Origin of the sequence: Micromonospora sp. NPDC048999, from assembly GCF_040649295.1 — a bacterium.
In the GTDB taxonomy this organism is placed as follows: Bacteria; Actinomycetota; Actinomycetes; order Mycobacteriales; family Micromonosporaceae; genus Micromonospora.
In genome coordinates, this window is sequence record NZ_JBEZFI010000022.1 from 81,035 (window position 1) to 99,719 (window position 18,685).

Consider the following 18,685-nt stretch of genomic DNA (forward strand, 5'->3'; position numbering starts at 1 on the left):
GCCCGTCACGGGCTGCTCCACGCGTCACGGTGGCTGAATCCGGACCAGGGGGAGACATGCGCGAGCCCGCTACGCAGGCAGACTCCCAACCTCCGGCACCGAACCGCCCAGTCGCCCCGGCACTGCGGTTCGCCAGCGAACTGGTCGCCTGGGTGGCCGCCCCGTGGGCGCTGGCCGGGGTCTCGATTCCGCTGGCCGTCGCGTCGGTGCTGATCCTCATCGGGCTGCCGACCATCTTCGCGACGCCGGGCGACAAGGCGCACGTCATCGTGGCGGTACCCGGCTACGTCACGATCGGGCTGGTGCTGCTGCAGATGGTGGCTGCGGTGGTGGCGTCCTGGATTGCTTGGCCGACCGTGGTCGCGAGCATCATGTCAGCGCTCGTGGCCGCCGCCATCGTGACGGAACTGCCGCGCTGGCGCTGGCTCCTGGCCCAGCAACCCACCAAACTCAGGTGACCCCAACGCGTCCACTCACCGGTGCCACGATGACCCAGAACGCGACACGCCGAACGCCGCTGCGACCCGGCCGGCGGACCGAAGCCGACCGAGGGTACGGCCGGAAAAAGCCCCGTGCCGTCGTCGGCCCTGCTGTCCCGTCGCGACCTGGCGTCCCTGCTAACAGGTCAAGCTGTCAGCCCGACATGACGGTGCGCGTCGTCACGACTACCTGGCCCAACGGCGGCTCGTCATTCAGAATCGGCATAGCCCTAGGCCCGATCCTTGACAACTCCACAACGTATGCCCGTTTTGGGCAACCTTAGGGGCACCCGGAATTGATCTAGGAACCCTAAGCAAGCACCCCGTACGGTGTGGGTTCCAAGCTTCAAAAGGGAACAAAAGCAGCTATACGGGCAGCCTGCCAGCATGCAGCCAGCGATAGTCAGCTATTTTTGCTGTTCGCGAGCCCCTTCACCGACCCGCGGCGGTCGGTCTCCATTGCGGCGCGGGGTGCCGGCCGGGCCGATCTTGTGAGGAGGTCCTTCACCGACCCGCGGCGGTCGGTCTCCATTGCGGCCGCCCCTTGTACGTGAACTCGTCCTCGTCGTCCTGGTCGTCCTTCACCGACCCGCGGCGGTCGGTCTCCATTGCGGCCTGATCTTGCTGACTGAGGCCGACGGCCTCCACGCCGGCCTTCACCGACCCGCGGCGGTCGGTCTCCATTGCGGCGCGATCGTGATTGCGCCGACCGCCAGGATCGGACCCGTGCCTTCACCGACCCGCGGCGGTCGGTCTCCATTGCGGCCTGCCCGACGAGCGGTACGTGATCGGCAGTCGCGAGGCCTTCACCGACCCGCGGCGGTCGGTCTCCATTGCGGCGTCGATGTAGTACAGGATTGCGCTGGTAATCGCGCTGCCTTCACCGACCCGCGGCGGTCGGTCTCCATTGCGGCGGGGCGAGCGCGTCGAGCTCCCGTCGGAACACGACGCCTTCACCGACCCGCGGCGGTCGGTCTCCATTGCGGCCTGCCGAACTGTCAGGGCGTGGACCTGACGGCCACCGACCTTCACCGACCCGAAGCGGTCGGTCTCCATTGCGGCTTCGTCTGCGCCTCCGACACCTCGGCGAGCGTCACCATCTTCACCGACCCGCAGCGGTCGGTCTCCATTGCGGCTGCATCTACTCGGGCTTGGTGTTGTCCTCCCCGCACCCTTCACCGACCCGCAGCGGTCGGTCTCCACCGGGATCGGCCGCCAGGTTAGGATCGGCCTAGCATTCGCTGCCCTCCATCCGGTGCCGCGCGGCCCCGATTTGATCGCGCTGGCACTGTGCTCCATTGCAGCGATGCAGGTTGTGTGACCTGTTGTGGGTCTGGAAACTCTCATGTCCCTGGCCTTGAGCCAGGGCTCCGTTTCTCAGTGTCGCCAACCCGACAGGCATTGGATGCAGGTTGAGTGACCAGGTACCACATTCCAAAGTAGAGTCGCCTAGGTCAATCTCGCTCCGGCACACGGCGATGCGGGGGACTCCCCGCTGAGCTCTGCCCCTCGTAGGGAGTAGCGATGCCGTCCTTTGAGGCGTTTTTCCGGCAGGCGACCGGTAAGCCTCCGTACGGATATCAGGCGCGGTTGGCGCGCGACGGCCTGCCGGCGGTGGTCCAGGCACCAACCAGCTCGGGCAAGACGGCAGTGATTCTGGCCTGGCTGTGGCGTCGGCTGCACGGCCCCGAGCCGGCGGCCACGCCGCGGCGGCTGATTTTTGCCCTGCCGCAGCGAACCCTGGTCGAGCAGGTGGCTGGGGAGGCCCGCAAGTGGCTGGCCGGCCTCGGTCTCACCGACGAAGTTGCCCTGCACGTGGTGATGGGTGGCGAGGGTCGTACGCAGCGCCAGTGGCGGTTGGACATGCACCGCCCCGCGATCGTGGTGGGCACGGTCGACTCGCTGGTGAGCAAGGCGCTCAACCGGGCCTACGGCCTTGGGCGGGCCATCTATCCGATCGATTTCGCACTGGTCACCAACGGCGCGCAGTGGGTCATCGATGAGGTGCAGCTCTGCCCCGAGTCGACGACCACGTTGCGCCAGCTCGCGGCGTACGCGGCGGCGTCCGGGGCCGGGTGGCCGACGGCTGAGCCGTTCGCGTTGACCTGCATGTCGGCAACGGTTTCGGAGTCGCTCTTGGATACGGTCGACAACCCGTTGCCGGGGCCGGGTGACATCCTGCGCATCGAGCCGGGGGATCGGGTCGGTGAGTTGGCGACGCGGCTGAATGCCCGGCGGACGATCCGCAGGCTGGTGGCCGAGCCGGACGACCACAAGGCGATTGCTGAGGCGGTGCGCGAGCGGCACCGGACCGGCACGCTGACCCTGGTCGTGGTCAACACGGTAGGCAGCGCCCGGGGCGTCTACGCCGCTCTGCGCGCCACGGAGACGCCCTGCACGCTGCTGCATTCCCGCTTTCGTGGCGCCGACCGTCAGCGGCTGGTCGAACAGGTGATCGCCGAGCCTGGCGACCGGGGGCACATTGTCGTCTCCACCCAGGTCGTCGAAGCGGGTGTGGACCTCAACGCCTCGGTCATGGTCGTCGAAGCCGCTCCCTGGCCGTCGGTCGTGCAGCGGGCCGGGCGGTGCAACCGGACGGGCCGGATCGTCGACGCCGAGCTGTGGTGGCTGCCACCGGCGAAGCATCATCCCTACGAGCGGGCCGACATCGAGGCAGCCATTGAAGGGCTTATCGGGCTGGAGGGCGTCGCCGTCACCGGGGAGGACCTGCTCGCCCGGCGGGTTGAGGTCACCGAACCGGAGGTTTCGGTGATCCGCCGGGGGGACCTGCTTGACCTCTTCGACACGGCCCCCGACCTCACCGGCGCTGATCTGGACGTCTCACCGTTTGTGCGTGACGCCGATGACCTGGACGTGCAGCTCGCCTGGGCGGACTGGGCGCCAAGCGATGCATCAGGACGGCCGCCGGCCGAGGCCAAGGCCCCGCCGGCCGAGTGGCGCTGCCGGGTGCCGCTCGGCGAGCTGAAGGCGTTGCGCAAGCGTGGCGCGGTGGTGTGGCGTTTTGACCAGGCTGCCGGGCGGTGGACGCAGGTCACCGAAGGCCATCCGGCTCGGCCGGGCGAGGTGCTGCTCATGTCGGCCAAGGACGGCGGCTACGACCCGCAGGTCGGCCTCGACCCGTCGATCAAGAAGCCGGTGGCCGACTGCCCGTTGCTGGGGACCACGCCCGATCCGGCCGTCGGCACCGACCCGGCCTCGGGAAGCGAGGACGCCTACCAGCAGGACGACGCGAGTGTTGCCCAGCGCGATTGGCTGTCGCTGGATCAGCACAGCGACGACGTACGCCGGCATGCCGAGGCGCTGCTCGCCGTGCTTCAGCCGTTGCTGCCGGCCGCCGCGCAGGAGGCGGTGGTGACCGCCGGATACGCGCACGATGCCGGCAAGTGCCACGACGCCTGGCAGGACGCGCTGTGCGTGCTCGCACCGCCCGAGGAGCGGGAGCGGATCGAGGCGGGTCGGCCGTGGGCGAAGTCGAATGGGAACGGCCGTTTGATTTTCTCTCGTGGCGGTAGCTTCCGCCACGAGTTGGTGTCGCTGCTCCTGCTGGACGGCCCGCTACGCGCACTGCTGGACGGCACCGGAGACCCGGACCTGGTGCGCTACCTCGTGCTCGCGCACCACGGCAAGCTACGACTCCAGGTACGCGGACCTGACGACACCGACCCCGAGACGCTGCTCGGGCTCAAGCGCGGCGAAACCGTACGGATGCCCGACCTGCTCGGCCAGCCGGCCGGGGAGGTGACCGTCGACCTCGACCTGTTCAACCTCGGCGGCCACCGATCCTGGACCCGTACGGCGCTCGGTCTGCGCGACCGGTACGGCCCCTTCGTCCTCGCCTACCTGGAGACGCTGGTCAGGATCGCAGACTGGCGAGCCAGCGCCGACATGGAGGAGGCAGCTCGATGAGCCGCCACGTTCTGCCCGGGTTGCGTCCGACTCCGATGGCCGCCTACCTGGCCGGGCTGGGCCTGATCCGCCTGCTCGGTGAACAGGCCGACCCGAACCTCACCACCGAGTGGACCGACGACGGCCTGGTCCTCAACACCACCGTGGACGACTTTGCGGCCTGGCTGGTGGATCACTACGTCCCCACACCGGTGCTCAGCCCATGGAATGAGGGCAGCGGGTTCGGGGCCAAGGACAAGACTCCGAAGCAAACCCTCGACGCGCTCGTCGCGCACCCGTCACCCCGGCTGGACGGGTTTCGCCGTGCGCTGCCAGCGGCCACAGACGTTGGGGAACGCTATCGCTCGCCGGCAGGCTGGACGAAAGAGCGAACCATCCGCGAATTTCGCAACCGCTGCCCCGACGCACTGCTGCCGTGGATCGACGCCGCCGTGGTCCTCGCCGCCGATCAGGTGTATTTTCCTCCGTTGCTCGGCACGGGCGGCAACGACGGACGGTTGGACTTCTCCACCACCTTCCACCAACGCCTGCTGGACGTGCTCGACCCTGCGTCCAGGGGCCGTGCGCGCTCCCTCAACCAGGCCCGCGACCTTGTGGCCGGGACGCAGACCGAACGGTTGACCTCGGCACCGGCAGGACAGTTCGACCCGGCGGCGACGGGCGGCCGTAACTCCTCGCCCTTCGGCGGCGCCGATTCGGTGGTGAACCCGTGGCAGTTCGTCCTGCTGGTCGAGGGTGCCCTGCTCTTCGCGTCCAGCGCCAGCCGTCGCCACCAGCACGCGGCAAGGCGGGCGGCGATGCCGTTCACCGTGTTCGCGACGCCGGACGGCTCGGCCAGCGGCGCGGCGGGGGAGACATCCCGGGGCGAGGTGTGGGCACCGGTATGGGAGGAGCCATTCACGCTCGCGGAGGTCCGTCAGCTCTTCACCGAGGCGCGGGCATCCTGGCGAGGACAACCCGCCCGGCGTGCCATCGAGTTCTACGCAGCGACCCGAACCCTGGGCGTCGCCCGAGGATTGACCGGATTCGTCCGCTACGGCCTGCACCAGCGCAACGGCTTGGCCTTCGTGGCCGTGCCCGTCGAGCACGTCACGGTGAGCAACAGCCCGGAGGTACGGCTCGCCGCGCGCCTGGAGGACTGGGTGTCCCGGGTACGCCGAGCCGAAAGGCCCACAGCGGTCACACAGGCCGTACGCCGCTTCGACGCGGCGCATCTGGCCTTTGCCCGCGATGGCGGACCGCTGCCGCTGGCCCGCCTGCTGGCGGCAGTAACCGACCTCGAACAAGCCGTCGGGCGCAGCGGAAAGACCCGGGACGACGTCGGCGTGCGGAGGCCGCCCTCGGCGCACCACTTCCTCCCGGAGTTCAACAAGGTCGAATGCGCCGAGTTGCGGGTCGCCGTCGGCATCGCCTCCTGCGCCACCCGCGCCGGCGCGGATGGCGCTCGCCAGCCGGCCCGGAGCATGCGGCAGATCCTGCTCCCGATCGACCCCGATCAGCGGTGGCGGTCCGCACCGGTCGTCGCCGGCTTCGGCCTGCGGCCGCTGCAGGAGGTGTTGGCCGACGTGCTGACCTGGCGCAGCCGTACCGCTGCCCAGGAAGGCCACCACGGGACCAGGTTTCGAGGCGTGCCCACCTTCCGCACCGGTATTCCGGTCCCCGCCGCGGATCTGCACGCCTTCGCGCTCGGTCAACTCGACAAGAAGATGCTCGACCTGTGGCTACGCGCCTGCCTCGCCCTCGGCTGGGACGGCGTCCGCCACGACTGGGCAGACCCGGGGCGGCCCGTGGTGCCGGTGCCCACCCTCGGCCTGCTGCATCCGTTCGCTGCGGGTCTCGCTCCCGGTCAAGCCCGGAACCGAGACCCGGAGATGCCATCACTGGCGCTCGGCCCCGACTGGTCGGCACGGCTGCTCGCCGGTCACCTCACCGCCGTGCATGACGAGGCAGTCCGGCGGCTACGGCAAGCCGGCTGGCAGGCCGTACCCAGCCCGAAGCAGATCCACGCGAACCCCGTCGCCGTCGCCGCAGCACTCGTGCCCCGCTGCCGGCAGCCGCAACGCGCGATGACGGCTTGCCGCCTCGCCATGCCGATCCCGGCCAAAGAAGCCACCGACACCGAACTCCCCGACAACCAGCACGACAGTGCCGCACAACTCGAAGAGGAGATGGCATGACCACCAGCGCCCGTACGGTGCTCAAGGTCGAGCTGCGCCCGCTGCTCGGCTCCCGGTTCCAGCCGACCGGCTTCCCGGACCTCGGAGCCGCCGAGTTCGACTCGAACGAAGGCCGCGCGCTGCTCGTCGAATCGGCCCAGTCGATGGCCAACCGCCTGGAGGCCACCACCTGGGACGACGCCCGCACCGACCAGGTCGAGGCGCTGGCCGGCCTGCCGTACGTCAAGGTCGTCGACGGCTCGGGCGCGTTCCTGTCGTCGAGCCGGCTGGAAGCCCACCGGCTCGCCTCCGCGTACGTCATGGCCGGCACCATCGACGGCGTCAAGGGTGAGGACTGGATGCGCGACCGTCTCGGCCTGCAGGCCGGCCGGCCGCTGGACCACCGCGCGTTGGCGCGGGCCTGCTTCGCCCTCGACCCGCTGTCGCTCGTGCACGGCGTCTTCTATGCCCGCAAGGCCTGGCCCTGGCAGCCGAAGGTCGCCCGCGCGGTGACCAGCTTCATCGAGGCGTACGACGTGCGCCCGGTGGTCAGCGGCGGCGTCAAGCGGGACGTCGTCAACAACGAGGGCAAGGGCGGGGCCACGGCCGAGGGCTACGGCACCGTGCCGCACCACCGTGTCGAGTACACCGCCGGCCGGATCACCGCCTACTTTTCCATCGACCACGCCCAACTGCGCTCCTACGGGCTCTCCGAAGCAGGAACCGCCCTGCTGACGGCGCTGATCGACTTCGAGATCGGCAGCCTGCTCGACGGCGGGCTGCGGCTGCGTACCGCCTGCGACCTTGACGTCGTCGCGGTGCTTGGGGAGCGGCCGGACGCCGTGGAGGCCGCCGACCGAGTTGCCAAGCTCATCGGCGAATGCGGTGACGAACTCGCCCCAATCACCACCGCCACCTGGACCGGACGGGGCAAGGGATGACCGTCACCCTCGCGATCCGCTTTCCCCTAGGCCGCTACCACGCGACTCCCTGGGACCGCAGCGTCAACGAGGGGGCCGTCGAGTGGCCGCCGTCCCCATGGCGACTGCTGCGCGCCCTGGTCGCCACCTGGTACACCCGCTGGCCGGATCTGCCGGCCCCCGTGCTGGACGGGCTGCTCGACGCCCTCGGCGAACCGCCGTCATATCGGACGCCACTCGCACGGCCTGCGCACACCCGCCACTACCTGCCGGACCTCGACCACAAGAAGGGCGAGACCGGCGGAACGGACCTGACCCTCGACCCGTACCTGTCGGTGCCTGCGGACGAAGACGTGCTCGTGCGGTGGGACGCGGACCTGACCGACGAGCAACGCCAGGTGCTGGCCAAACTGGCCGAACTGCTGCCGTACCTGGGCCGAGCCGATTCGGTCTGCGAGGCCCGGCTGCTCGACAACGACCCAACGCCGGACGACACATGGTGGCGTCCGTCAGCCACCGGCCCCGAACGGATACGCCTGCTCGCGCCCGCTCGTCCGATCCGTCGGCCGATCCTTGAACTGACGACGGTAGACGTACGCAAGAACCGGCGCACCGTGCCACCGGAGACGACCTGGGTGAGCTACGCCCGCGTCCCCGCCCAAGCGGTGCCGGAATCGCCACCACCGTCGATCAGCGGCGTGACCGCAGTTCGGCTCGCCGTAATGTCACGGGCTCCGTTCAAAGCCACCGACGCGGTGCTGCTCGCCGACGAGATGCACCGCCAGGTGACGCGCGAGCTGGACGGCGGCCGCGAGGCGGTGCTGGGGCACGGCGGAGCCGCCACCGATCACCAGCACGCCCACTGGATTCCGATCCCCGAAGGTCACCACCGAGGCGCCACCGTCGATTCCCTGGTGGTCTGGGTGCGCGCGGGGCTGACGGCGACCGAAGTAGCCAAAATCATCGGGGTGCGGAGCGTCTCGGGGCAGCGCGGCGGGCGAGGAGGGGATGGGTACAAGGTCAAGGGTCTCCCCGCCATGGACCTGCTGCTGCAAGCTGCCGGGCCGGTCGAGCAGGTCGTGCCAGAGTTGTACGGGCCGGCTCGGCGGTGGCGAAGCCTCACCCCGTACCTACCCGTGCGGCACCGCAAGCGGGAGTCACTCGACGCCTACGTCACCACCGATGTGCACCGCGAGCTGGGCTACCGCGGACTGGAGGCGGCCGAGGTCACTCGAATCAACCAGGAAGAGGGACTATCCGACCGATGGGCGCTGGACTTCCGGCGCTACCGGATGACCGAGAATCTCGGGAAGGCACGGCGAGGACTCGGCCTGCGCTTGGAGTTCGCCGAGGAGGTGGAGGGACCGCTGCTGCTCGGACAACTCAGCCACTTCGGATATGGGATCTTCGTCCCCGAGCCGGACGGCGACGTGCGATGAACGGACCTGCCGACCAGAACACAGCCACCGGCGGACTGCGCGCCGCCGACCAGTAGTACGGCGCATCCGTCGGACTCCGCGTCCCTACCGATCACCCTCGCCAGGGTCGTGATCCACGATCGCGCTGCACCCTGGCCCGAACCTTGACAACTCCACAACCCTGCGCCCACCCCCCACCCAACTTGATCTAGGAACCCCAAGTGGACGCCCCATACGCTGTAGGTTCCGAGCTCCAGGAAACAACAAAGGTAGCATTTCGGGCACGGAACCAGACTCTTGGCAATGACAGGAGGCTATATCTGCTGGTCGTATGCCCCTTCACCGACCCGAGGGGGTCGGTCTCCATTGCGGCGACTTTGCGTAGGAGCGAAGAAGGCGCTTCAGTTCGGCCTTCACCGACCCGAGGGGGTCGGTCTCCATTGCGGCGAAGTACACGCAGATCGCCGGCTACCTGGCGGCGCTCCCCTTCACCGACCCGAGGGGGTCGGTCTCCATTGCGGCTTCGCCACGTCGACGTAGATCCGGGTGGTCTTGATGTCGCCTTCACCGACCCGAGGGGGTCGGTCTCCATTGCGGCGTGGATTTGCCGCCGGCGCGGAACGGCGATGTGGTTACCCTTCACCGACCCGAGGGGGTCGGTCTCCATTGCGGCGAGGGGCTGCGCGGCGTACTCGGCGGGGTCGGTAAGGCCCTTCACCGACCCGAGGGGGTCGGTCTCCATTGCGGCGCGTCCTAGCTGGACGTCAAGCCCCAAACCGGTCGATCGCCTTCACCGACCCGAGGGGGTCGGTCTCCATTGCGGCCTGCAGCCCCGCCCGCTCCCCCTGGACCCCGCACCGGCCTTCACCGACCCGAGGGGGTCGGTCTCCATTGCGGCGCGCAGGCCATCCAGGCGCATCTGATCCTGTCGTCGCCCTTCACCGACCCGAGGGGGTCGGTCTCCATTGCGGCAACCGGGCCGCGTCCAGCAGGAAGCACTGACCACAACCCTTCACCGACCCGAGGGGGTCGGTCTCCATTGCGGCCTTTCGGGTTTCGGCACGCCTTATCCAACGGCCGTCGCCCCTTCACCGTCCCGAGGGGGTCGGTCTCCATTGCGGCCGCAGCGCCTCCGCCGTCATGCTGTCCATCTCAACCCTTCACCGACCCGAGGGGGTCGGTCTCCATTGCGGCTCCGCGGGCTGAAGGTCTGAGCGCCATGCGCTACGTGGTCTTTCACCGACCCGAGGGGGTCGGTCTCCATTGCGGCATGAGCGGAGAGGCGGCCCAACAATGGCTCAGACCGCACCTTCACCGACCCGAGGGGGTCGGTCTCCATTGCGGCTCCGGGGTGTACTCCTCCGTGATCACGGAGATGTCCCCTTCACCGACCCGAGGGGGTCGGTCTCCATTGCGGCGACGCCAAGTGCGCGCTCGCCCTGGACCGGTAGACGAGGGCCCTTCACCGACCTGAGGGCGTCGGTCTCCATTGCGGCACTTGGGCACCGGTCTGACGGATGCGGTCCTCACCCCGCCTTCACCGACCCGAGGGGGTCGGTCTCCATTGCGGCAACGGCTGCGGCTTCGGGAGCACCAGCCTGGGGCTTCGCCTTTACCGGCCCGAGATGGTCGGTCTCCATCGCGACGACACCGTGAGCACATGTGGCCGCGCCCTCCGGGGCACCTTCACCGACCCGAAGCGGCCGGTCTCCGTAACGGGGTTGGCATGGCGATGTTTGAAGCCGGTTGGCGGCCGAGGTAGCGACCAGAGTTGATCGCGCTCGGATTTGACACGCTGCCATAGAGAGCCTCTGGAGGGCGCGGTGCGAGTACCGTCGACTGCGGCGGCCCGTCGGAGTAGCGGCCGGCGGCCCGCCGCCCAGACCGCTACCTGGGAGACGATGATGACTGCACCCACGACCTTCGGTGCGCGCCTTCGGGCTTGTCGCGAACGTTCGGGTAAGACGCGTCCAGTCCTCGGTGGGCTGGTAGGCCGCAGCGCCGAATGGGTCAAGGCCGTAGAGAATGGTCGGCTACTCCCACCCCGCCTACCGATGCTGCTTCGCCTGGCCGAGGTGCTCGACATCTCTGACCTGGCGGACCTGACCGGCGACCAGTCTCTGCCGGTGGCATCGGTAACCCGCGCTGGCCACCCGGATGTCGACAATGTCGCCGCTGCTATGCAGCGCGCCTCGGTTCCGGTCGGCGATCCGACGCCGGTTGACGTCCTGCGGAGCCTGGTCGATCAGGCGTGGGCGCTGTGGCACCGGTCGACCGTCGAGCGTACGGCGGTTGCCGCGATGCTTCCTGGGCTGCTGATGGACGTGCAGCGCAGCGCCCGGCGGCTGGACGGACTGGCTCGTCGGCAGGCATTGGTCGAGTTGGCGCGCGTCTACCACCTCGCGCAGTTGTACCTGGCGCACCAGCCGTATCCGGAGCTGGTGTGGCTCGCCGCCGACCGGGCGATGCTGGCCGCTCAGGACGCCGATGACCCCGCTGCGATTGCCGTGGCCGCCTGGTACTACGCCCATGTATACCGGGGCTCAAACCAGGTCGACGCCGCCGAGCAGGTGCTTGTCGACGCGGCTGGCCTGGTTGATCCGGCCGCTGGTGCTGAGCAAACGGCGCGGTGGGGGCAGGCGCAACTCGGGATCGCGCTCGGGCACAGCAAGGCTGGGCGGGCCGGGCAGGCATGGCGCGCATGGGACGCCGCCGACGAGGCCGCGAGCCGGCTCGGCAGCGGGTACGCCCACCCCTGGCTGATGTTCGGCCCGGCCGCCTGCGCGGCGTACGCGGTGACCATCGAGACGGACCTGTGCCGACCTGGTGAGGCGGTCCGGCGGGCCGACACTGCCGACTACCGCGCGCTGCCGTCGCACACCCGTCGGGCGGCCGCGCTGATCGAGGCCGCTCGGGCGCACATGCTGGATCGAGGCGAGGTCGCGGCGGTGCATCTGCTCGGCCGGGCACTGCGAGAGAGCGTGGACACGGTTCGACACCAGCCGTACGCCCGCACAGTCGCGCTAGAGCTGTCGATCCGGCCGGGCACGGTCGGGAGGACGCGCGGGAGTTGGCTCTCGCGATCGGGGTGATGGGGTAGCGCTTCCTCGGGTACACACTGTCCCCACCGCCACCCGTGGCCGCTCGTAGCGTCCTGGTCACTGGCGGCGGCGGGTGTTTTTCCGGCCCGACAACCGATAGGGGCCGGACGAGACCTCGCCGTCGCCTCCCACACGATGAGGGAGGCGGAACCAGTGGCAAGCAGGCCCGAGCTGTGCGAGTTGGTGCGGTGGCTGTTCCGGCGGCCGGAGCCGCCGCCACCCGGACATCGGGCATCGGCGCCAGGCGAGCGAGCAGCCGGCGACCTTTGGTTCGTTAGTCGATTGGGATTCGGTAGACGAGGTCGTACCGGCCGCCCGGCAGCACGATGTCCGCCGCCTCGACCGGCACGTCACCCGCGAAGTAGGTCCGCTCGATGGTGTGTACGGACGCCCGTGCGGGCAGGTGGAGCGCTTCGACCTCGTCGGCCGTCGCTGCCCGCAGGCTCACGCGCTCCACGACCTCAGTCACCCGGACGCCAATCGCGTCCATGCGGGCGACCACGCCCACAGCGGCACCGGCCTCCGGCCACTCCACAGGCGTGCCCTGCGTGATGACCAGCGGCTCGTACGAGGTGGAGAGTTGGGTCGGCTCGTCGTCAGCAAAGAAGCGGTACGCCGTGCGCATCACCGGCGCGGCTGGGGCGATGCCGAGCCGGGCGGCGATCCGATCGTCCGCCTGGTCGTGGTGGCTGTCGTGCTCCCAGGTGCCCTGTTGCCCAGCGCGAGCCGCGTCGTGGGCGAACGGCGAGGTCAGGCCGTCGCCGGCGCGTCTGTCGCGGCCTTGGGCGTGGCGGACCAGGCGGCGGGTGTCGCGGACGTAGACGCCGGACCCGGCGCGACCCTCCACGATGCCCTCGCCCTTGAGTACGGAGATTGCCCATTTGGCCACGGTCCGGCTCACGCCGTACTGCCGCATCAGGCCGGTCTCGGATGGGAGCTTCGCCCCGACGGCGAGGTCGCCGGACGTGACCGCGGCGCGTAGGTCGGCGGCGATCTTCAGGTAGGCAGGCGGGTTCGTCGGCATGCAGGTAGTACCTCCGGTCAGCCCATCCAGTCGACCACACCCAACCTGGTGCGCCAAGTTTGCGTGGCTCCCTTGCCTCGATGAAAGCTAGTGCACTAGGTTTGGTTGGCGGCCCGTTACTGCTCGGCTCCGGTCAGCAACCACGCCTCGCGGTAACGGGGCGCCCCACCGGCCGCAGGTACGTGCTCGTCCGCAAGAGCACAGGCTTGCGCCCGCCGAGGCGAGAGAGGCTCCGTGGCAATGTCCATCTGTGACATGGTCCGCAGGCTCATGCGTCGGCCCGAGTCTGCCGAGCAGAGCATCGGGCAGGTAATCCAGGAACGCGAGCAGTCGGAGGCGCGGCGGCGGCTGCTTGACCAGGCGCAGCGGTTGCGGGAAGCACAGTGGCGGGGCGAGCCGACGCAGTCGAACGTGCCGATGACGCCGGACGAGCGCACCGGCGACGGGCCGAGGGGCCACCGGTGAGTCGAGCGAGGGCGGGCTCCTCCGGCATGTCGACTCCGGGCCGGCAGCAGCGCGTCTCGTACGAGGAATATCTGCTCGCGACCGCCCTGACCCTCGCCCGAGGGCATCGGCCGGTTTGGTCCTGGCGGAGGTGGCGGCGTATTTGCCGGTGCGGTGCCGATCTGCCGTGCCGTGCCCGTCACCGGATTCCAATCAACCGGGGTCACTGGCCACAGGGGGCAGCCGAGTGAACGACGAGCAGGGGCAGGCGATCCTTGCCGTGCACGTACGAGGCCTCGACGGGATGTGTGCCGGCTGCCGGGCGTGGTGGTCACGGTTGGTGCCGTACCCGTGTTGGCAGGTGGAGTGGGCGACCAGCCGGCACGCCCGGACGATCACTGCCCGGTTTCTGGGCGGTGTGCGGTGACCACCCACGGACCGGTTTTGCCGGTCTGGAGTTGTGGTGGCTGTGGGGCGCCGTGGCCGTGCGTGACTCGGCGGCGGGAGTTGCGGGCGGAGTTTGAGGGTGCCCCGGTCTCGCTGGCGGTCTACATGGGGGCGCAGTTCGTGCGCGCCGCTGAGGATTTGGCCTGGGCGCCCGCCGGTACGCTGCATCGGCGTTTTCTCGGTTGGATGCGGTGAGCATTCTGCGGCCGGGTGACGAGAAATTCCACTACAGCGACGGCTCGCATCGGTGGATCCCGCCCGGCCCGGACTACGACCAGGAGGTCTGGGATGAGCAGGTCCGCCAGCACAAGCAGGGCCACCTGAGGAACGAGCGCTCCAAGGTGCGCATCCAGCGTCTCGTCTGACGCCAGGGGCGCAGCGGGGAGATGCCTCAGCAGGAACCGTGACGTGCGCGGGCCAGGTCGCGACCGAAACGCCGGATGGAACACAATGGTCGGATGCTCGCCGACGAGGGAGGTCGCCCGGCGATCGATAGATTCGGCATGATGCTCTGATGGATCGCCGGTGGGCTGAATCGGCGCGAAGACTGCGTGGCCTGGGCATGTGGCGCTAACGGCTTGTTAGCCGTTTGCCGCGTTGTGCTTCGCTACCAGGCTCGGGAGTTCGTCCAGCGAGTCGATGCGGAACAGGCACTGCTCGGACACGGCTGGCATGTCGAGGATGTGACCCCACGGACCGCGCCGGATCAGGCAGGTCTTCATACCGGCCTCCATGGCCGGGCGTACGTCGTTGTCGGGCCGATCGCCGACGTACAGGATCGAAGACGCATCGCCACCGCCTTCGCGAACGAGCCGCTCGAAGAAGGCCGGTGACGGCTTCTCCACGCCCCAACTGGCCGATGTGCCGATCACGTCCACGGAGAGGTCGAGAGCGCGGAGGATCGTCTCCGCATGAGCTGGCTGGTTGCCGGCCAAGCCCACGAACATGCCCTGATCCTTCAAGGAGGTCAGGCACGGTCGCGCGTCGGGGTAGAGATCCTCTTCGCCGAACGACTCCGGCTTGCCAGCGGCTGCTCGGCGTTCGAGCTCGGCCGCGAGATCGAAACCGGGCCGGAAGACCCGGAACGGTTCCTGCCAGTCCAGACCCCGGGCGATCGCCGCACCGAAGACCGCCGAAAACGTATGCCGTGGAACGCCGAGCCAGTCCGCCCAGGTTTCGAACTCGCGGGACTCGTCGAGAATCGTCCCGCCGACATCGAAAAAGACCGCGTCGATCACTTGCGTTCCTCCGTCACGGTCGCGCCGCCAGTGGATCATGGACGGGATCGTGTGGACCCCGCTCATGATCATCCTGCAGTCGAAGAGCCGACGTGACCACCAGTAGCGGGTGCGTCATTGCCGTGCGCGACGTGGCGGCGGGAGTTGCGGGCGGAGTTTGAGGGTGCTCCGGTTTCCCTGGCGCTCTATATAGGCGGTGCAGTTCGTCCGCGCCGGTGAGGATTTGACGTGGGCGTCCGCCGCTACGCTGCGACGGCGTTTCCCGCCCGGCCCGGACTACGACCAGGAGGTCTGGGACGAGCAGGTCCGCCAGCACAAGCCGGGCCACCTGAGAAACGAGCGCCCCAAGGTACGCATCCAGCGGCTCGTGTGATGTCGGCCTGCTATAGCCACTTCACGGGTCCTGCCTCACAGCCTGATCAGCGCAAGGTCCCACTGCCCGTGCGGGTCCTCCCACCCGGTCACGATCTCGCCGATCGGTAGCGGATTCCAGTCCGGATCATCGTCGCGGTCGAGGTCCCACCCCTGCTCCTCAAGGTCCTCGATCATCCGCTCGGCGTCGTCGGCCGACTCGTCGGTCACCAACCGTAGGTAGCTGACCCGCCAGTCGCCGGTCACCGCTGGTGCGAGATCGCGCCCGGACACGAACTCGCCCTCGACGGCGAACAGCGAGCGGCTCACGTCGACGCGCAGCGGCCCCTCATCGGACATCGAGACGTGCGGGTGTACGAACACCCGCTCGCCACTGAGCACGGCGGGTTCGAGCCACTCGGGAAGACGGTCGAGTTCGGCCTCGCGGAGGTAATTGCCCCATGCGTAGAGTGCGTACTCAGCCACGAGCGCCGATCGTACGCCTTCGCCACGGCAGCCTGTCGGCGCGTTCGGCGCCGCGTTCCTGAGGAGACTCGGCCGGTGGCGCCGATGCTCGACTGTCTGCCGCCGGCGGGCGCGACCGCGCTGGCGGCGCTCGACGGGCGGGTGCGGTCGGGGCGGATGCCTCAGTTCATGGATGTGTATGACTGGTCCTACGGGTTCGACTTCGCCGGGACGACTGCGGGATTTTGGACGCGAACCCGGGTGAGGGGCGCCTTTGCAGGCGCAAAGGCCCCGACGACCAAGCGGTCGCCGGGGCCCTTTATGAGGTGATCAGCGCAGCTCGTACGCCCGAATGATGGTCTGGTCGAAGGTGTTGCCCTTCGTGTCCGTGCCCGAGGCCTTGAGCGATACGAAGCCGGCCGTCTTCGGGTGGGTCACCTGCACCTGCCACGACCCGCCGTAGTGCAGCACCGGCACGTTCTTCCAGGTTTTCCCGTCGTCGTACGACACCTGCACGGTCAGCTTGTTCACCTTCCCCGAGCCTTCGGTCTGGGTGATCGTCACCGGGTAGACGGCCGTGCTGCCGGCCTTGCCGACGTTGTGGTCGTCGAGCGGCGGCGCGAAGCTGACCGCGGTCAGCGGCAGCGCCTGGGGCTTCTTGGCGTGCGCCGAGCGGAACGTCCAGCTCACGGACAGCTTGGTGGTCAGGCGCGCGTCGCGTTCCAGGCTGCCGTCGAAGCGGAACGTCGCCGCGCCCGGGGCCACGTCCTCGGCATACACGCTCGGATCCTGATCGGACTCGGCGATCAGCTTGCCGTTGCGGTAGAGCGCCCCGTGCCCGGAGGTGATATCACCGAAGCCGGCCCGTCCCTGACCGTCGCCGAGCAGGCCGGGAAAGATGTACATGGCGTCGCCCTCACGCAACGCCGGCACATGGTCGGGGAAGTACGGCGTCATGGTCGGCCCGAACACACCCTTGTTCCACTGCTCCTGGTAGGTGCGTCCGGCCTGGTAGGCGGCCAGGGCGGCGTGGTCGGAGACCGTCTCCGGCCAGTCGTCGCCCTCTACCGGCAGCTTCACCATCAACTCGTTCTGCCAGGGCGCGTCGCCCGCGTAGTACTCGGTGCGGGTGAAGGGGAGCGGAGTGTCCCAGCCGACCCCCATGCCGCCGCTGCCGACCGGTGGGGCAAAGAAGGACATCTTCAGGCCAGTGGTGCCCGGCGCCACCGCTCCGTGCGAGGCCTGGACCGTGGCGAACTCCTTTGGCTTCAGGTGCTTGACCAGCCCGCCGAGCAGGCCGTTCTTGCTGTGCCAACCGACGTTGTAGACGTACGGTAAGCCTGCCGTGTTGCCCTGCTCGTTCAACTTGGCGAGCGTGCCGCTGAGCTGCGAGCTGAGGCCCTTCGCCGGCTTGGGCCCGATCAGCTTGCTGAAGATCGAGGCGAAGTCGTCGCTCCCGACCCCAACATTGAAGCCGAAATCCGCGCCCTCGGCGAAGGTCGCGTCGAACGACGCCAGCACCGGTACCGCGGTCGGGTCGGGCACGGTGACGTCGAAGCCCTTCGCCCCGCGGGCGTCCATCGACACCGTCGTCGGCCCGCTGACGGTCAGCTTCGGATATATCAGCTGCGAGGTGCTGAGGCGACCCCCGTGCTCCTCGTCGACCCAGCTGAATGCGAAGTATTCGCCCGGCGGCAGGCGCAGGTCGTTGCTCGCGCCGAAGACCACGTCACTCCAGCTCAGGTCCTTGCGCAGCAGCACCGTCATCGCGTCCTCGGCCGGGTCGCCGTCGCGTTCGGTCGCGGTGACCTTCACCGGATACTTCAGCTCTTCGCGTACCACGCCGAAGGGCGTCTGCACCGAAACGCCCGCCGCCGTCGCCGTGACCTGGCCGCCGAGGCCGCCGGTCACGTCACCACCCTGACGGGTGTCGGCACTCAACGTCACCGACGCCTGCCCACCCGCCGGAACGGTCACCGTGTCAGCGTCGAGCGAGAAGATCCCGGCCGGCGCGCCGGTGGTCAGCCCGAGACGCAGAGTCACCGCAGCGCTGCCACTGTTGTGGTAGGTGACGGTGCTGCTGCGCACCTCGTCGTTGTCGTGCGGCCATTCCTGCAACCCGAACGTCACCGACGTCGGCGAGGTCGTGACCTGTTGGGTGATCGCTCGGGCCACGTCCACCCGGCCCGCGCCCTGCGCGAACACCCCGATACCGGTCGACGGCTTGGCCGAGGCCATCAGCGACGCCTTGAGCTGCGCCGCGCTCCACCCCGGGTGCGCCTGACTCAACAGCGCGGCCGAGCCCGCCACGTGCGGGGTCGCCATCGAGGTGCCGCTCAACGGCATGTACAGCTGACCCGGCTCGCCGAGGAAACCGTCCTTGCCGCGCGCCGCCACGATGTCCACGCCAGGCGCGGCGATCTCGGGCTTCACCGCCCACCCGTCGGCGCTGGGGCCCCGGCTGGAGAAGTCGGCGAGCTCGTCGGACTTGGTGAACGCCGCCACCGCCAGCGCCGCCTCAGCGGTCGCCGGTGAGCCGACGGTCTCGTCCTCACCGTCGTTGCCCGCCGCGATGACGAACAGCGTGCCGTGCTGCGCGGTCAGGTCGTTGACGGCCTGTTCCAGCGGGTCGACCTCAGGGCCGTTCGGCCCGCCGAGGCTCAGGTTGACCACACTCGCCCCGGACTCCGCGGCCCACTGCATGCCGGCCACGAT

Annotated in this window: 13 protein-coding genes, 1 pseudogene and 2 CRISPR repeat arrays; of the genes and pseudogenes, 10 read left to right on the forward strand and 4 right to left on the reverse strand. The window is 69.2% G+C overall.

Features of this window, described 5'->3' with window-relative positions; translation table 11 throughout:
- The first annotated feature begins 56 nt into the window (after positions 1-56).
- From AB0C02_RS21625 to AB0C02_RS21650, 6 genes and pseudogenes are all read left to right on the forward strand, one after another.
- A complete protein-coding gene (locus tag AB0C02_RS21625) occupies positions 57-458 on the forward strand; it encodes a hypothetical protein (protein ID WP_357550486.1) in 402 nt (133 codons plus the stop codon).
- Between the two features lie 450 nt (positions 459-908).
- Positions 909-1,688: direct repeats of the CRISPR family, unit length 37 nt; unit sequence CCTTCACCGACCCGCGGCGGTCGGTCTCCATTGCGGC.
- A gap of 315 nt (positions 1,689-2,003) precedes the next feature.
- Entirely contained in the window at positions 2,004-4,406 is a 2,403-nt protein-coding gene (cas3, locus tag AB0C02_RS21630) for a CRISPR-associated helicase Cas3' (RefSeq protein WP_357550487.1), read from the forward strand.
- Positions 4,403-6,583 (forward strand): type I-U CRISPR-associated protein Csx17, encoded by a 2,181-nt coding sequence (gene csx17 / locus AB0C02_RS21635; protein ID WP_357550488.1) that lies wholly within the window; start codon positions 4,403-4,405, stop codon positions 6,581-6,583. Before cas3 ends, csx17 begins: the two co-directional genes overlap by 4 nt.
- Complete coding sequence (cas7u, locus tag AB0C02_RS21640) at positions 6,580-7,503, forward strand: type I-U CRISPR-associated RAMP protein Csb1/Cas7u (RefSeq protein WP_357550489.1); 924 nt, start codon at positions 6,580-6,582, stop codon at positions 7,501-7,503. The genes csx17 and cas7u overlap by 4 nt, the downstream gene beginning before the upstream one ends.
- Positions 7,500-8,921 carry a type I-U CRISPR-associated protein Csb2 gene (gene csb2 / locus AB0C02_RS21645; RefSeq protein WP_357550490.1) on the forward strand — a complete coding sequence of 474 codons (1,422 nt, stop codon included), beginning with the start codon at positions 7,500-7,502 and terminating at the stop codon, positions 8,919-8,921. The genes cas7u and csb2 overlap by 4 nt, the downstream gene beginning before the upstream one ends.
- Positions 8,922-9,236: 315 nt before the next feature.
- Positions 9,237-10,620: direct repeats of the CRISPR family, unit length 37 nt; unit sequence CCTTCACCGACCCGAGGGGGTCGGTCTCCATTGCGGC.
- A 181-nt stretch (positions 10,621-10,801) separates the two neighbouring features.
- Positions 10,802-12,000 (forward strand): annotated as a pseudogene (locus AB0C02_RS21650) (helix-turn-helix transcriptional regulator).
- 275 nt (positions 12,001-12,275) lie between these two features.
- Here AB0C02_RS21650 and AB0C02_RS21655 read toward each other — a convergent pair.
- Positions 12,276-13,025: a GntR family transcriptional regulator gene (locus AB0C02_RS21655; protein WP_357550491.1), complete on the reverse strand. Its 750-nt coding sequence runs from the start codon at positions 13,023-13,025 to the stop codon at positions 12,276-12,278.
- A 270-nt stretch (positions 13,026-13,295) separates the two neighbouring features.
- On the opposite strand from AB0C02_RS21655, the gene AB0C02_RS21660 reads away from it, so the two are divergent.
- From AB0C02_RS21660 to AB0C02_RS21670, 3 genes are all read left to right on the forward strand, one after another.
- Positions 13,296-13,490, forward strand: a complete 195-nt coding sequence (locus tag AB0C02_RS21660; protein WP_357550492.1) for a hypothetical protein — start codon at positions 13,296-13,298, stop codon at positions 13,488-13,490.
- Positions 13,491-13,557: 67 nt separating this feature from the next.
- A complete protein-coding gene (locus AB0C02_RS21665; protein WP_357550497.1) occupies positions 13,558-13,896 on the forward strand; it encodes a hypothetical protein in 339 nt (112 codons plus the stop codon).
- Between the two features lie 211 nt (positions 13,897-14,107).
- Positions 14,108-14,281: a hypothetical protein gene (locus AB0C02_RS21670; RefSeq protein WP_357550493.1), complete on the forward strand. Its 174-nt coding sequence runs from the start codon at positions 14,108-14,110 to the stop codon at positions 14,279-14,281.
- A 216-nt stretch (positions 14,282-14,497) separates the two neighbouring features.
- Here the strand turns inward: AB0C02_RS21670 and AB0C02_RS21675 are convergent, their stop codons facing one another.
- The gene (locus AB0C02_RS21675; protein WP_357550498.1) at positions 14,498-15,154 is read right to left on the reverse strand and encodes an HAD family hydrolase; all 657 of its coding nucleotides are present in this window, start codon (positions 15,152-15,154) and stop codon (positions 14,498-14,500) included.
- Positions 15,155-15,350: 196 nt separating this feature from the next.
- On the opposite strand from AB0C02_RS21675, the gene AB0C02_RS21680 reads away from it, so the two are divergent.
- The gene (locus tag AB0C02_RS21680; protein WP_357550499.1) at positions 15,351-15,527 is read left to right on the forward strand and encodes a hypothetical protein; all 177 of its coding nucleotides are present in this window, start codon (positions 15,351-15,353) and stop codon (positions 15,525-15,527) included.
- A 35-nt stretch (positions 15,528-15,562) separates the two neighbouring features.
- Here the strand turns inward: AB0C02_RS21680 and AB0C02_RS21685 are convergent, their stop codons facing one another.
- A complete protein-coding gene (locus AB0C02_RS21685) occupies positions 15,563-15,991 on the reverse strand; it encodes a hypothetical protein (protein ID WP_357550494.1) in 429 nt (142 codons plus the stop codon).
- A 309-nt stretch (positions 15,992-16,300) separates the two neighbouring features.
- The coding region (locus tag AB0C02_RS21690) for a S8 family serine peptidase (protein ID WP_357550495.1) at positions 16,301-18,685 on the reverse strand (2,385 nt) is incomplete at its 5' end.

Coding starts and splice junctions, on each gene's coding strand:
- cas7u (WP_357550489.1), top strand. CDS start 6,580: ATGACCACCAGCGCCCGTACGGTGCTCAAGGTCGAGCTGCGCCCGCTG.
- csx17 (WP_357550488.1), top strand. CDS start 4,403: ATGAGCCGCCACGTTCTGCCCGGGTTGCGTCCGACTCCGATGGCCGCC.
- AB0C02_RS21655 (WP_357550491.1), bottom strand. CDS start 13,025: ATGCCGACGAACCCGCCTGCCTACCTGAAGATCGCCGCCGACCTACGC.
- csb2 (WP_357550490.1), top strand. CDS start 7,500: ATGACCGTCACCCTCGCGATCCGCTTTCCCCTAGGCCGCTACCACGCG.
- cas3 (WP_357550487.1), top strand. CDS start 2,004: ATGCCGTCCTTTGAGGCGTTTTTCCGGCAGGCGACCGGTAAGCCTCCG.
- AB0C02_RS21625 (WP_357550486.1), top strand. CDS start 57: ATGCGCGAGCCCGCTACGCAGGCAGACTCCCAACCTCCGGCACCGAAC.
- AB0C02_RS21660 (WP_357550492.1), top strand. CDS start 13,296: ATGCGTCGGCCCGAGTCTGCCGAGCAGAGCATCGGGCAGGTAATCCAG.